The organism is Corynebacterium afermentans subsp. lipophilum, from assembly GCF_030408375.1.
GTDB lineage: Bacteria > Actinomycetota > Actinomycetes > Mycobacteriales > Mycobacteriaceae > Corynebacterium > Corynebacterium lipophilum.
On sequence record NZ_CP046530.1, the window covers coordinates 1,980,373 to 1,993,939 of the forward strand.

The window sequence follows — 13,567 nt, forward strand, 5'->3', positions numbered from 1 at the left end:
ATGTCTCAGCCCGACAACCCCCTCCTTCGCAGCCACCTGGCCCCGCCGGCGCGGACGCTCATCGACGTCCTCACGGCCACCGCCGCCGAGCACCCCGATGCCGCCGCCATCGACGACGGCGGCGCGAACTCCGCCGACGACGGCGTGCTCACCTACGCCGAACTGGTGGAGGAAATCGAGCGCCGCGCCGCCGACATGCGCAAGATGGGCGTGCGTGATGGGGGCCGCGTGGGGATCCGGATGACGTCGGGAAGCAGGGAGCTCTACCTTGCGATCCTGTCCACCATGCGCGCGGGCTGCGCGTACGTGCCGGTGGACGCGGACGACCCGGACGAGCGCGCGGAGACCGTGTTCGGAGAGGCGGACGTGGACGCGATCTGGACCGACGACGGCCTGCGGGTGCTCAAGCCTGCGCAGCCGACCCCGCTCGGCGAGGTCACCCCGGACCACGACTGCTGGATCATCTTCACCTCCGGCTCCACAGGAAAACCGAAAGGTGTGGCGGTGACGCACCGTTCGGCGGCCGCGTTCGTGGACGCGGAGGCGCGCCTGTTCTGCCAGGACAACCCGCTCGGCCCGGACGACCGCGTGCTGGCCGGGCTGTCCGTGGCCTTCGACGCGTCCTGCGAGGAGATGTGGCTGGCCTGGGGCCACGGCGCATGTCTGGTGCCGGCCCCGCGCGCGCTGGTGCGCTCCGGCCAGGACTTGGGCCCGTGGCTGATCCGCCGCGACATCACGGTCGTGTCCACGGTGCCGACGCTGGCCGGCCTGTGGCCGAAGGAGGCGCTGGACAACATCCGCCTGCTCATCGTGGGCGGCGAGGCCTGCTCGCAGGAACTGACCGACCGCCTGGCGGACGGCCGCGAGATGTGGAACACCTACGGCCCCACCGAGGCGACCGTGGTGGCCAGCGCGAAGCAACTGTTCCCGGGCGAGGCCGTGACCATCGGCTGGCCGCTCGACGGCTGGGATTTGGCAGTAGCCGACGACGGAGAACTCATCATCGGCGGCGTGGGCCTAGCCCGCTACCTGGACCCGGAAAAGGACGCGGAGAAGTACGCGCCGATGGGCGACTGGGAGCGCGCGTACCGCACAGGCGACCACGTCAAACTCACGGACAACGGCCTTGCCTTTATCGGCCGCGCGGACGACCAGGTGAAGATCGGCGGGCGCCGCATCGAGCTGGGCGAGGTGGAGGCCAACGTCGCCGCGCTCGAGGGCGTGTACAACTCGGCCGTGGCGGTGCAGGAGTTGCCGTCGGGCGACAAGGTGCTGGTGGGCTACGTCTCCCCCAACGACGGCACCGAGCTGGACGTGCAGCAGATGCGCGAGCGCCTCGCCGACACCATGCCCGCGGCGCTGGTGCCGCGCCTGCACGTCATGGACGAGCTGCCGATCCGCACCTCCGGCAAAGTGGACAAGAAGGCCCTGCCGTGGCCGCTGCCCGCCAGCGTGGACGCGGTCGGCCTGACCGAGACTGAAACGTGGGTGGCCGAGCAGTGGGTCGAGGTCCTCGGCCTGGACGTGCCGGGACGCGACGCGGACTTCTTCGAGCTCGGCGGCTCGTCGCTCGCGGCCGCCGCGCTGATCACCCGCCTGCGCGAGCGCGTGCCCACCATCGCGGTGCGCGACCTCTACGACCACCCCAGGCTAGAAACGCTTGCCTCGCTTATCGACGAGCTCACGCTTGCCAACCGCACCGCCAAACGCGAACGCGAGGTAGCGCCCGTCGGCGCCGGCACCCGCGTGGCGCAGACAGCGTTGATGGTGCCGGTGATGACGTTGAAGGCAGCCACGGCGGTGACCTGGGTGGCCATCGCGGCGAACCTGCTGGGCCTGACGGATCTGAGCTGGTCCTGGCTGGCCGCGGCGTTTTTGGTGCTGTGCACCCCGTTCGGGCGCATCCCGATCGGCGCACTGGGTGCCCGGCTGATCCGCGGCCGCGTGAAGCCCGGCGTGTACAAGCGCGGCGGCGCGCAGCACGTGCGGCTATGGGCGGCCGAGCGCTGGCTGGTCGCCTCCGGCGCGCTGAACATCTCCAGCGCCAACGCCGCGAAAATCACCGCCCGCATGCTGGGCGCAAAAATCGGCAAGGGTGTGGACATGCACGCGTTCGCGCCGGTGACGGGCCTGCTCACGGTCGGCGAGGGCTCCGCCATCGAGCCGGAGGTGGACCTGTCGGGCGTGTGGCTCGACGGCGACGAATTCCACATCGGCGAGGTGTCCATTGGCGCGGAGGCGCGCGTCGGTGCGCGTTCCACGCTCATGCCCGGCACCGAGATCCGCAACGGCGCACACGTGGAGCCGGGCTCCACCGTCACCGGCCGCAAACCCGTGAAGAAGCGCTCGCGCTGGGCGGGCTCGCCCGCGCGCAAGGTGGGCCGCTCCAAGCACCGCTTCCCCGACGAGCGCCCGCCGCGCCGCCCACTGTGGGCGCTGGGTTACGGCCTGACGTCACTGTTCCTCGCGCTGCTGCCGGCTACTGCCGGTGTCGCCGGCGCCGCCGCGACGGTGGGGCTGGCTCGCGTGGCGCATACCTCGTCGGTGTGGGGCCTGCTCGTGTTCGCCCCGGTCGGCGGCCTGGTCTACATCGGGGCTGGTTTGCTGTTGACGTGGCTGGCCGTGAGGGTGGCGTCGATAGGCGTAAAGCCCGGCGTCTTCCCTGTGCGCAGCGTGCATGGCTGGGCGCTGTGGACTGTGACCAGGCTTATGGACGACGCCCGCACCCGCTACTTCCCCATCTACGCAGGCCTGGCCACCCCGGTGTGGCTGCGGTCGCTGGGCGCGCAGATCGGCGAGCGCGCCGAGGTGTCCACCGCCGTGATGGTGCCGAAGCTGACCGAGGTGCGCGACGGGGCATTCCTTGCCGACGACACGATGGTCGGCACCTACGAACTCGGCGACGGCTGGATCCGCACCGACCACACCGTGGTGGGCAAGCGCTCCTTCGTGGGCAACTCCGGCATGGTCGCGCCCGGCCGCAAGCTGGCGAAACAGTCGCTGGTGGCGGTGCTGTCCGCGTCGCCGAAGAAGTCGAAGGCGGGCTCGAACTGGTGGGGCTCGCCGCCGGAGCGCATGCGCCGCGTCGAGGTTGAGGCCGCCGGCGAAGCGACCTACAAGCCGTCCGCGTCCTTGATGCGCAAGCGCGGGTTTGTGGAGACGCTGCGCCTGCTCGCGCCCATGACGCAGGCCGTGCTGGCCGCGGTGTTCGCCGCATCTGTGGTGACGCTTCTGGAGCGCTTCGGCTTCTGGACGTACCTCCTCGGCGGCCTAGTGTGGATGGCCGTGGGCGCGCTGGCCGTGCTCACCGCCGTGGTGGCGAAGTGGGTGCTGGTCGGGCGGCACCGCGCGGGTGAGCACCCGCTGTACTCCTGGTTCGTGTGGCTCAACGAGCTGCAGGACCAGTTCGTCGAGGTCGTCGCCGCGCCGTGGTTCTTCAACTGGGCCTCCGGCTCCGGCGAGATGAACCTGGTGCTGCGCGCGCTGGGTGTGCGCGTGGGCCGCGGCGCGTGGATCGAGTCCTACTGGTTCCCGGAGACGGACCTGTGCGTGGTGGGCCGCGGGGCGTCGGTCGGCCCGGGCACGGTGGTGCAGACGCACCTATTCCAGGACCGCGTGATGTCGCTGGACACAGTGTCGATCCTGGACTCCGCGACGCTGGCAGCGCATTCGGTGTCTCTGCCGGGGTCCGCGATCGGCGCCGGCGCGACGGTGGGCCCGGGCTCGCTGGTCATGCGCGGCGACGAGGTGCCGGCAATGACCGTGTGGCAGGGCAACCCCGTGGAGCCGCAGTAGGGGTTTACGGCTCGGTTTCGTCCGCGCTCAGCTCCCGAAACTCATCGGTTTGCCGAACGGACTTTCTCCATCGAACAACTTCTGAAGTTTCGTCGTCGTAGCTGGCTCGTCCAGAATCTGCTGCACTTGGCGAAAGTCCTCTTCGGAGAGGAAAATCTGTTTCTCTTCCATCGTTGCCTCCTGTGTATGGCTGTTTCTTCGTCAGTTCCATGGCCGGTCATGGTCCTTGGCTGTACGGAGGTTGCCTTCCCCCAGACATACTTTCCTATCCCGGAACGGCGCAGGCGTCCTTTCAAGGTTAAAAGCAAACCTCGAACGCCTGCTTGTTGGGTAAAACCACTGCAGCGGAGGTTCCTCCTGCTCCTCAAACCATTCCAGTTTCGATCCCGCGAATCGGTCGGAGTACGTCATCTCAGCTGCAGCTCTAATTAATCGATCCCAATCGGTGTCTCCAGTCGATTGTGGAGCAGAGTGCGCGAGCAAAAACTCTTCGTCTTCAGGTATATCTCGGATGTCAGAGACCACCCGTTTGAGCACACGAACCGCGAAAGACGGGTCGTTCTCGGTCTGAATTTCGTTGCGCAACCAGTCCGCGAATTTGGGATACGAATAGTGCCGTTCCACAACCACACCTCCTTCCACCGAGGTCAATCAACCTAATGAGCAACAGATTACTTGCTTGGGCAAGCGAAGGCCCCGCTTTGCGACGAATCGCAAAGCGGGGCCGACGATCTCAGAGCGCTTCGGCGCTATAGGGCCCTAGACCGTCTCGCGGCGGCTGAAGGCGTAGCCCGCAGCGCCCACGATGGACAGGATCAGCAGCGCGACCAGGCCAGCGGGCAGCTCTGCCACACCGGTGGAGGCGTTCATGCCGCGCTCGCCGTTCGCTGTGGCGGCGTTGCCGGCACCGTTCGCTGCGGCGCCAGCGTTGCCAGTGCCTGCGTTACCTGCGGCCGGGGCGCCACCGTTGGCCTCGACCTGCTGGGCGATCTCCTCGCCGTGGTCCTTCTTCACCTGGTCGGACTCGGCCTTCTCCTCCGGGGAGGCAGGCTGGTCGACGCGGTTCGGGTCCTTGACCAGGTCGCCGTCCTTGTTCACGAAGTACTGCACACCGGCGATGATCAGGCCCAGGCCGGCGAGTGCACCCAGGGAGCCGAGCACGATCGCGGCAGTGTTGTCCTTGGTGGTCGGCGTGGCGGTGGCAGTGGCGGTACCGGTCGCGGTCTCCGTCGCAGTTGCCGTCGCGGTGCCGGTGGCAGTGCCCTCAGTGCCCGCGGCAGCGCCCGAGTCGCCCGCCGTTGCCGTTTCCGTGGCCGTCGCGGTGGCAGTGGCGGTTTCGGTCTCGGTCGCAGCCTGCTCATTCGTGCCCAGGGAGTTCGACGAGGCCGGCTCCGAGCCCTCCGGGGCGCCCGGAAGCAGCTGGTCGTTGGGGTTTTCCGGAGCGTTGCCGGTCGCCTGCGCGGCGCCGTCGCCAGTGCCGTTGCCGAAGATGCCCGTATCGGCATCGTTCGGGCTGTCGGTGGCCTGCTGCACGCCGTCGTCGAGCTTCGGCGCGTTGCTCTCCTGAGCACCCGCAGTCGGGATTACGCCAGCACCAAGTGCGGCGGCGGTCGTCAGTGCGATTGCAGTCTTGTTCAAACGCATTGTCTGCTCCTTCACTTTCGGTTGTTCATCCCACCCGCCTAGTGCATCGGCCAGGTGGCGGGGTTACGTTACAACCGGCCCCTCTACATCCCCTGTCAGAACGGTACGAAATGCCCGCAGATAAGGGGCGGAAAATTATCCCCGGGGGATGGCGGGGGCGGGCTCCGCGGAGCCGTCGATAGGCCCGGCGACTCCTGCAAACTGCCAGCCCACAACCGCATTTCGCACCGACTGCTGGTAGAACGGCGGCTGGATGCAACTGATTGTCAGCAACCTGCCAGGGGTGGGGCCTTCACCCCAGATGGAGGTGTCGCTACTGAGTGACGCTTTCACCGGGTCGTGGAAGTCCGTCGCCGTGTACTTCAGCCACGCCTCGCCGGACGCCTCGGTGCGCAGGTACAGCACGTCGCCGGCGCGGACGGTGTGGTGGTCGGCGGAGCCGTCGTAAAGCTTGTCGAAGACTGCCTCCACCCCGGAACCCGTATGCCCCGCGATGACCACAATGTCCTCGGCCTGCGAGCCCGGCAACGCATACGGGCGGTCGGGTGAGGTGTACGCGCACGCGAGGTCCAGCGTGGCCGGGTCGATGGTGCCGTCGTGCGCGCGGCAATCGTTCGGCTCGAATCCTGCGACCAGGCCAATCGCAGGGACGTACATCTCCAGCGGGCGGCTGTCCGCGATGTACGGCGCCTCCTGCTGCGGCGCCGGCGCTTCGGCGGTGGGAGGCTCGGGCGCGGGCTCGTCGCCGGGCTGGTCGTTGCCGGTCCACCACAGGTATACGAGGGCCAGCAGCGTAACGACGACCAAAGGTCCTATCACGGACCGCCCAGAATGTGATGTCACGGCGTACTCCTTCCCAGTTCAATGACGCGATAGTAGTCCTGCTGGGCACCAAGACAATTTTCGGCGTTCTAGAGCTTCGGCGGCGGGAGCATCGGCTTCAAAGGATCAGGAACTCCGATTTCGCCTTGAGGGCGTAGTCTCCGGATTTCGGTTAATACCGCTTGCCAGTGGCGGTCAGAAAGCGGTCCCCAATTCTCCATGTGACTGAGGTAGTCGCTGGAGAGCACGAAATTGATCGCCTTGCGCTCCGACTTGGTGAGATTGCGCTTCGGCTCAGTGACTGATGCGCAAGCGAGAAGCGCTAGGGAGTCTTGCACGTGCCGCTCACGGTTGACGTCCGGCTGGCGTAGTGCCCACCCTTTGATTGCTAGAGCGGACCAGACATTGGGGATACGGACGCTCCGGCCCTCGCCCACATTTACCTCAAGAATCTCTTTTTGCTTGCCGTCCGAATATCGCCCCAGAGCGGACTTTGACCCCGGGCACTTTACGACGCGAAACCCCAACCACCGATCAGGCGTGAGGTCACTGTCTTTCCCCATAACATCGATGACGAAACCGTTTTCCCGTTCGAAGCGATGGAGGGCCCCACTGCTATGCAACTGCTCGATTCTTTCGAAACCGTTCTTTTCAAGGCATGCCGCAACTCCGATGAGTGTCGATTCGTTAACCGGATCCACGACAATATCCACGTCGGATGTGGGGCGCTCGTAGGTGACCTCCCCTAAAACGCAGTGCACCTGGGTCATCGCCCCTCCGACTAACAACCAATCTTGTCCGTCGAGGATTTCAGCAGCTTCGGCCACGTGCTGGAAAATATTCGCTGCCATTGTTAAGCAGCAGTATTGGAGGCTGAAGCGAGGTGAGTCCGAATCGCGGTCTGAACGCGTGCATCTCCAAGCATGTAGGCATCCGCAAGAGCCTGGATTTCGCTGGTGTCCTCCTCCCGGATGAGAAAACCGAGAGAGCTAACTTGATCAGACAGTTCGGTAATTCCAGCGGAATAAAGCGCCCCGATATCAGACACCTGGTAAAACTGCCGTCCCCCAGGCACGATTCCGAATCTCTCGCTACCCAACAGCCCCATTCCAGCTTGCACAAATTGCGCGCAGGGCACGTGGGTCATTCCGGTGAACACGAGGTCGCGGCCGAGGAAGGTCGCCGAAGCACCGAACAAAGCCTCGAACTCGTCCGATACATAACGCGACATCGCTTGGGCTAAAAGGTGGTTGACCGTTCCGTTCGCATCTAGCGCAACCAACCCTTTATCTACGATGCCTTGCAGCAGCGACGCATCCACGCGATATCCAGATGCGGCTTGTTCGATGGTAAGTCTCACGGAACTCCTCCTCCCTATAGCCCAGTTCAACTAAGTGTGAGCATATGCCGTCGATTCGGGCATTGCTACCCCGGACAGTTCCGTCGAAACGCGCGCGTGTCTTCTAACTCAGCGCTACCGGAGCCCCGCGATCGGAGCCGGCAGCAACCCGCGCAACTGGTCACCAAACTGCGAGGCGATAAACGCGAAGGCCCCGCCGAGCGCCGCGACGATGCCGATGACCAGGGCGGCTTTCGCGCCGGCAGAGGATCCCTCCGCCGAAGCAGAATCAGCATCTGTCTCCGGGGTGGGTTCTGCCGGGGGCTGCACCGGAGGCGTCGATAGGCGGTGCTGCTTGGCAAAGTCCTGGAACTTAATCAGCTTCGCCTCGCCGTCGGGGTTGAGCAGGCTGTGGCCGTCCTTGAAGTCCCAGGCCTCGACGCGCATGCGATCGTCGTAGACCTTCACGCGCAGGCCGGTGGCGGCGTTGTCATCCACGATCTCCTCGTCGTGGTCGCCGTCCGGCAGGTACTCGTTGAGGATCGCGCCGGTGTTCACTACGGGGAAGCCGATGGCGCCTTGCGGGGTGCCGTCGTAACGCCTGGTGCCCCACCAGTTGTTTTGCTTCAGCGAGGAGTGCGAGTGGCTGGTGAACGCGACGATGTCGTTGTACTTGGACAGCACGTCGGAGATGGCCTGCTCGTCCTCGAAATCGTTCTGATACCAGGCGGAATGGCTCATGGACACCGTCCCAGGCAGCAGCGGGTGCGTGAACACCAGCGCGGTCACGCCCTGCTTATCCCAGTGCGCGAGGCGCTCATCCAGCCACTTCAGCTGCTCGGCGGAGATGCGCTGGAACGGCTCCTTGCCGCCGCGGTCGACGTCCGAGTAGTACTCCGTGTTGATGGAGATCAGCGGGGTGCCGTCCACCACCACCTCGTTCCACGGCTTGTCCTGCCCGGAGTATTTGAGGAAGCGCTGCATGTGCACCTCCGAGGTTTCCTTGCCGTACATCTCGTGGTTGCCGATGGTCCACAGCTCCACACCCGAATCATGCGGGACCTCCTTGCGCGCGGCGAGGAACTTGTCCCACTGCTCCTGGCTGCCGTTATCCACCAAGTCGCCGTTGATCACCAGCGCGCTCGCCTTCTCAGGCATGGCGTTGAGGCGCCGGACGGCCAGCTTGAAGTCCTCCGGGTCGTCTTGCGTATCGGAGATGACGTCGATGACGGTGTTCGGCGTCTCCGCGGCCTGGGTGAACGGCGCGCGTACCGCGACGTTGTCCACGGCCCACCAGTAGTCGTCGTTGCCGCCGAGGTAGCTAAACGTCACCTGCATCGTCTTCGCGCCTTCCGGCACGTCGAGCTCGAAGTACTCGTGGGAGGAGTAGCGATCGCTAGTTAGCCTATCGACGACCTCCGGTTCCCCACCATCGAACCCCACCGCAACCAGTGCGGTTTGACCCTTCTTGCCCTGCCGGTAGTGCTGATCGAACTCGAGGGCGACCTTGTCTTGGCCTGCGATGTCGATCGGCTCGGTGGTCATGCGCGCGTCCATGGAGTCGCGCTCGGCGAGGCGCTGTTGCTTCGAATCGATGATGGCGAACTGGTCGTGCCCCTGGGTGAAAAAGTGCCGCTCGTCGGTGCCGGCGGCCCAGGTCCAGTGGCGCACATCCGAGATGGTCCAGCCGTTCCAGCGCGCCTCCCCGGAGGTCACGCCCTCAACGTCTTGCGACCAGCCCTCAGGCAGGTCGTGCGTGAAGTGGGCGGGGTTGTCCACCCCGTCGAAGCTCTGGAAGTACAGGTACGGACGAGTGGATTCGGGGAACGCCTCCGGCTGGGCGGCGTTCGCGGGAACGGCGGTGGTGGCGGTGGCGAGGAGGGCAGCGGTGGTGGCGGCGAGTGCGCGGCGGGACATCATGCGTCAAAAATTAGCGCCACCTGAGAGATCCCGCAGCGCGAACTCGACCCGGGCAGTTGCCTAGCTACCGATCGGGCCGCGTCCGCGTTGATTCTTCCGCCGGTCCCGCCAGCGTTTCCACAGGATCAGCAGGAGCACCAGTAGGATGAGCACGAGCACCGCGATCATCCACCAGGACCATACGAAGGCGTCCACGGTGGGCTCCGGGGTGTCCGGGTCCAGGGGCGCGCGCTCGGCGTGCACAAGCAGACGGTCGGTGTTGAGCCCGTACGGGGTACAGGTGATCAGCGTGATCTTGTCTTTGCCGGGCTCGTAGGTCACGGCGTCGTAGTCGTCGGGTTTGACCACCTCGCGCGAGGTCATGCGGTAGCGCAGGCGCTGCCCCATTACGTCGATGAAGATGTCGTCGCCGGGCTTGAGCATGGGCAGCTGATCGAACATCGCTGCATTGACCATGCCGGTGTGCGCGGAGATCACCGCGTTGGTGCCGTCGCCACCGACGGGCAGGGTGGAGCCGTACATGTGGCCGGCGCCGTCGTAAAGCACGTCCGCCCTGGTGGTGTGGTACACGGGCAAGTCCACATTGATGCGCGGGATGCGCACGCGTGCCATCACGTGGTAGCTCTCCGGCAGGGTCAGCTGGGACATGTAGTCATCGAAGCCGGGGTCCTCGTCACGCGGGGCGCGCGCGTGGGGGCCAGCAGCCAGCAGCCGGTCGTTGTATTCGTGGGCGCGGGCGAGCTCGCGGGCCTTGGTGTCGTCGCTGAGCTCCTGCACCGCGCCCGCGTACTCTTCGTTCTGCTTGATCTGCCGGTACTGCGCGGACAGCGTGGACGCGATCGGGTACAGCAGCAGCAGCGCCCCCAGGATCAGCACGATCCAGGAGACGGCGTTGCTGCGCTTACTCTTCTTCGCCATTGCGCCTGCGCAAGATGAGTCCGAGGATGATCAGCAGCAGCGCCACGCCCGTGATGCCGATGACGCCCGCACCGGTGTACGCGAGGTTGCCAACACGCTCGCCTATCGACGGCGTCCCGTCCCCCTCACCTTCCCTCACCACGGTTTCAGTCACAGTGGACGTGGACCCGTCCGCCCGGGTGGTCTCCCGGGTGACCACCTCGGTGACTGTCGCTTCGGAGGGGGCGGCGCTGGTCTGGGTTTGGGTTTCGGTCTCGGTCTCGGTGCTTCGCTGGTCGTCGTCGGTGACGGTCGTGGTTGCGGCGGCTGCGTCGAAGCACTTGCCGCGCTGGACCACGTTGATGTGGTTGACGTGCTCGACGGTCACGGGCGCGCGGGTGGCGTCCATGCCGTCCGCCGTCAGCGTCGCGGTGGCTTCGAGGTCCCCGAGCGTGGCGTTGCGCACCGGGCCGCTGCCCCACGGCTTCTTCTCGTTCGCCTTCGCAGGCACCCAGGTTTCCACCGTGGTGGCCGGATCCAGCGATTTCGCGCGGGCAAGCTTGGCCAGGCCAGCGCTGGTCAGGGTGAAGGTCGCCTCGTCGTTGCCGTGCTGCTGCTCGTCGTAGTCCTCGCCGCGCTTCAGCTCGGTGCTCTCGCCCGCGCCGTGGATGGTCAGGCGCGGGGCCTGCAGCTTGGTCACCGGCTGGTCCTTGCGCGCCGTGCCCGGCACCTGCTTCGAGGTGGTCGCCGACGCCGCGTCGAAGCGGAGCACCTGCTCGCCTCGCGCCACCACGCTGCGGGGCCCGTCGTTGTCCCACTGCACGGTGTGACCGCGCGAGAACTCCAAGGTCAGCGCGTACTTGTTCAGCGTGCCGTCGGTGGACAGGTTGGGCACGGTGGAGACGAAGTCGTATTCCACGTACGTCCCCGGTGCGGCGGCGTCGCGCCACTCCGGAGTGTTGCACGCCGTCAGCGGGTCCACGCTGATCCCCAGCTCCTGCGCCTTCGGCGACACCACCTGCGCCGGCTTGTCCGGGGTCACCGCCACCACAAACGGGGCGTAGGACACGCGCGCGTCCTGCGTATCCGGGTTGTCCGCCACCCGCACCAGGTACACGCCGGTATCCAGACCCGTGAAGGTGGCGGTGCCGTTCGAGGTCGTTCTGGTGCCCACCTTGTACAGGCGCTCGGGTTGGTCGCGGGTGATCGCCGGGATGTCCAGGGCTTGGAGGGTATCGGGGGTGGGCCGGAGGTCGTCGATAAGCAAGAGCTCGACGTCGCGGTCCCCGATGCGCGCGAACCAGTCCGCGCCGACGCTTTCGCGGAGATCGACCCGGAGGTCGGCGGCGGATGCGGCGGGCGCGCAGGCAAGGAAGGCAGCGGCGAGCGCGACGGCAAGCCTGGGTGCCCTGCGTGAGTGCATGGTGTCCTTCCTTGTCGTGGTGGGGGCTTGCGTGGGCCACAGATGGTGAATGGCAGATGGTGAAAATGCGCCTTCGCCGGGCATATTCACCATCGGTGTTTCACCATCTGCGCGGTTTAAGCGTTGCGGCGGCTGAGCTGGTACGCAGCGCCACCACCGAACAGCACGAGGCCGAGCGCCAGGATGTAGAGCATGGTGCGCTCACCGGTCGCGGGCAGGCGGCCCCAGATGTTGTCCTTCACGTCGTTGACCGCGACGGTGTAGACGGGGCGGGTGGTGTCGGTGCCCTCCGTGGTGCGGGTAAGCAGCTGCGGGTCCGGGTTAACCAGGTAGCCCTGCGGCGCCTTGGTCTCAACTGCGCAGTACTGCACGGTCGGGTTGAGCTGCATGCCGAAGCCGGAGGCCACAGCGGCCTTCGCGGAGGCGACGTCGCCGCCCTGGGCGGTGAAGGAGGTTGCGAGCTCGGTGGAGTTGGCAGTTGCGGTGCCCTTGATCGCCTCGGCGTCCTTGGCTACTGCGTAGCCTTTGTTGCCGTCCGGTGCGCAGGGGTAGATCTCGAACTCGGCGCCGTTGCCGGTCTTTTCGTCCTCCACCGCATTGCCGTTGAGGTTCTTGGTCACCTCGACGTTGACGTACTGCGTGGTGGTGTTGTTGGTGTCCTGGTCGCCGTCCTTGGTGGTCTCCGGCTTGGTCGGAATCGGATCCTCGCGGTTGGGCACGTAGACGTTGGCGGTGTTGTTGATCTGGCCGTTTGCCGGGATCGCGTTGACCTTCGCTTTGAACACCACCTGGGCGGTCAGGCCCGGGTTCTCGCCGCGCAGCTTCTCCAAGCGCTGCAGGCCGGCCTCGGTGAACTCGACGGTGAGGTTCTGGCCGTTGTTGGTGATGGTGTAGTCGCCGGACTGCAGGGAAGCGTCCACGCCGTCCTTGGCGCCGATGAGGGTGACGGCCGCCGAGTCAGCGACGTAGGTCAGTTCCTTCTGCAGGTCGTCGGTGATACGGAACTGGCTGATGGTGCGGGTGCCGTCCTGCAGCACGTCACCCGCCGGCACCGGTGCCTTGACGGTGTAGGTGATCTCGTCGCCGATGTTGGCGTTCGCGTCGTCTGCAGCCTTGGTCGGGTCCAGCTTCTGGTTCTTCGGGGAGACGGTCGGGTTGTAGTTCAATTCGCCGTCCTGCGTCAGCGGCAGCGTGACCAGGAACGGGGCGGCGACGGTGTAGTTGCCGTTGGTCTTCTCGGTGACCTTGTAGATGCCGACCTTGAGGTTGTCGAACTTAGCGATGCCGTCGGCACCGGTCTTGACGTTTTGGGCGGTGAAGGTGGTGTCGATAGTCGCTGCATCGGCGCCAGCGTTGACGATGTCGCCGGCTTCCTTCCAGCCCGCGGCGGTGTTCAGCCCGTTTTGCATCTGCACGCGCTCGACGATGAACTCGGTGCCCTCAACGTTGCCGGTGGCATCGCCCGGGTCGCCTTCCTGCTTGTGGATGGTCAGGCTCGCCGTCTTGTTCACGTCAACGGCCTGGTTGTTCTGCGCGACGGCAACCGGCGCGAGGTCCGGGGCGACGGCGAGCGGGGTGGCGGTTGCGAACGCGGCCGCGGCGGCCAGCGCGAAGGTTTTCTTCGAAAGGTTCGACATGATTGCAAGTCCTTTTCTGGAGGGGTGGTGTGTGTGGAGTTGGTTTTCGGAATTACATGTGCCGGTTTATGAAAGCCCGTACACCGTCCG

The 13,567-nt window shown here is 65.9% G+C and carries 10 protein-coding genes; 1 reads left to right on the top strand and 9 read right to left on the bottom strand.

The features are described from left to right. On the top strand, positions 1-3,795 hold the full coding sequence (locus CAFEL_RS09540; protein ID WP_194560671.1) for a Pls/PosA family non-ribosomal peptide synthetase: 3,795 nt from the start codon (positions 1-3) through the stop codon (positions 3,793-3,795). A gap of 27 nt (positions 3,796-3,822) precedes the next feature. On the opposite strand, the gene CAFEL_RS09545 is transcribed toward CAFEL_RS09540, so the two are convergent. The 9 genes from CAFEL_RS09545 to CAFEL_RS09585 form a co-directional block, all read right to left on the bottom strand. Then, on the bottom strand, positions 3,823-3,966 hold the full coding sequence (locus tag CAFEL_RS09545; RefSeq protein ID WP_194560670.1) for a type II toxin-antitoxin system TacA family antitoxin: 144 nt from the start codon (positions 3,964-3,966) through the stop codon (positions 3,823-3,825). A 588-nt stretch (positions 3,967-4,554) separates the two neighbouring features. Further along, positions 4,555-5,439 carry a hypothetical protein gene (locus CAFEL_RS09550; RefSeq protein ID WP_194560669.1) on the bottom strand — a complete coding sequence of 295 codons (885 nt, stop codon included), beginning with the start codon at positions 5,437-5,439 and terminating at the stop codon, positions 4,555-4,557. A gap of 135 nt (positions 5,440-5,574) precedes the next feature. Then, on the bottom strand, positions 5,575-6,282 hold the full coding sequence (locus CAFEL_RS09555; protein WP_290172023.1) for a sortase family protein: 708 nt from the start codon (positions 6,280-6,282) through the stop codon (positions 5,575-5,577). Between the two features lie 68 nt (positions 6,283-6,350). After that, positions 6,351-7,088, bottom strand: coding sequence for a hypothetical protein (locus CAFEL_RS09560; protein ID WP_194560668.1), 738 nt, complete (start codon positions 7,086-7,088; stop codon positions 6,351-6,353). 26 nt (positions 7,089-7,114) lie between these two features. Then, positions 7,115-7,621: a hypothetical protein gene (locus CAFEL_RS09565; RefSeq protein WP_194560667.1), complete on the bottom strand. Its 507-nt coding sequence runs from the start codon at positions 7,619-7,621 to the stop codon at positions 7,115-7,117. Between the two features lie 114 nt (positions 7,622-7,735). Then, entirely contained in the window at positions 7,736-9,520 is a 1,785-nt protein-coding gene (locus CAFEL_RS09570; RefSeq protein ID WP_228496446.1) for a metallophosphoesterase family protein, read from the bottom strand. Positions 9,521-9,580: 60 nt separating this feature from the next. Then, complete coding sequence (locus CAFEL_RS09575; protein ID WP_194560666.1) at positions 9,581-10,438, bottom strand: class C sortase; 858 nt, start codon at positions 10,436-10,438, stop codon at positions 9,581-9,583. Then, positions 10,422-11,840: an isopeptide-forming domain-containing protein gene (locus CAFEL_RS09580; protein ID WP_194560665.1), complete on the bottom strand. Its 1,419-nt coding sequence runs from the start codon at positions 11,838-11,840 to the stop codon at positions 10,422-10,424. The genes CAFEL_RS09575 and CAFEL_RS09580 overlap by 17 nt, the downstream gene beginning before the upstream one ends. A 116-nt stretch (positions 11,841-11,956) precedes the next feature. Next, positions 11,957-13,477, bottom strand: a complete 1,521-nt coding sequence (locus CAFEL_RS09585; RefSeq protein WP_194560664.1) for a SpaH/EbpB family LPXTG-anchored major pilin — start codon at positions 13,475-13,477, stop codon at positions 11,957-11,959. Positions 13,478-13,567: the final 90 nt, after the last annotated feature.

Bases quoted from the DNA above. Each gene is read 5' to 3' on its own strand.
- CAFEL_RS09540 (WP_194560671.1), top strand. From the start codon at position 1: ATGTCTCAGCCCGACAACCCCCTCCTTCGCAGCCACCTGGCCCCGCCG.
- CAFEL_RS09545 (WP_194560670.1), bottom strand. From the start codon at position 3,966: ATGGAAGAGAAACAGATTTTCCTCTCCGAAGAGGACTTTCGCCAAGTG.
- CAFEL_RS09550 (WP_194560669.1), bottom strand. From the start codon at position 5,439: ATGCGTTTGAACAAGACTGCAATCGCACTGACGACCGCCGCCGCACTT.
- CAFEL_RS09570 (WP_228496446.1), bottom strand. From the start codon at position 9,520: ATGATGTCCCGCCGCGCACTCGCCGCCACCACCGCTGCCCTCCTCGCC.
- CAFEL_RS09575 (WP_194560666.1), bottom strand. From the start codon at position 10,438: ATGGCGAAGAAGAGTAAGCGCAGCAACGCCGTCTCCTGGATCGTGCTG.
- CAFEL_RS09580 (WP_194560665.1), bottom strand. From the start codon at position 11,840: ATGCACTCACGCAGGGCACCCAGGCTTGCCGTCGCGCTCGCCGCTGCC.
- CAFEL_RS09585 (WP_194560664.1), bottom strand. From the start codon at position 13,477: ATGTCGAACCTTTCGAAGAAAACCTTCGCGCTGGCCGCCGCGGCCGCG.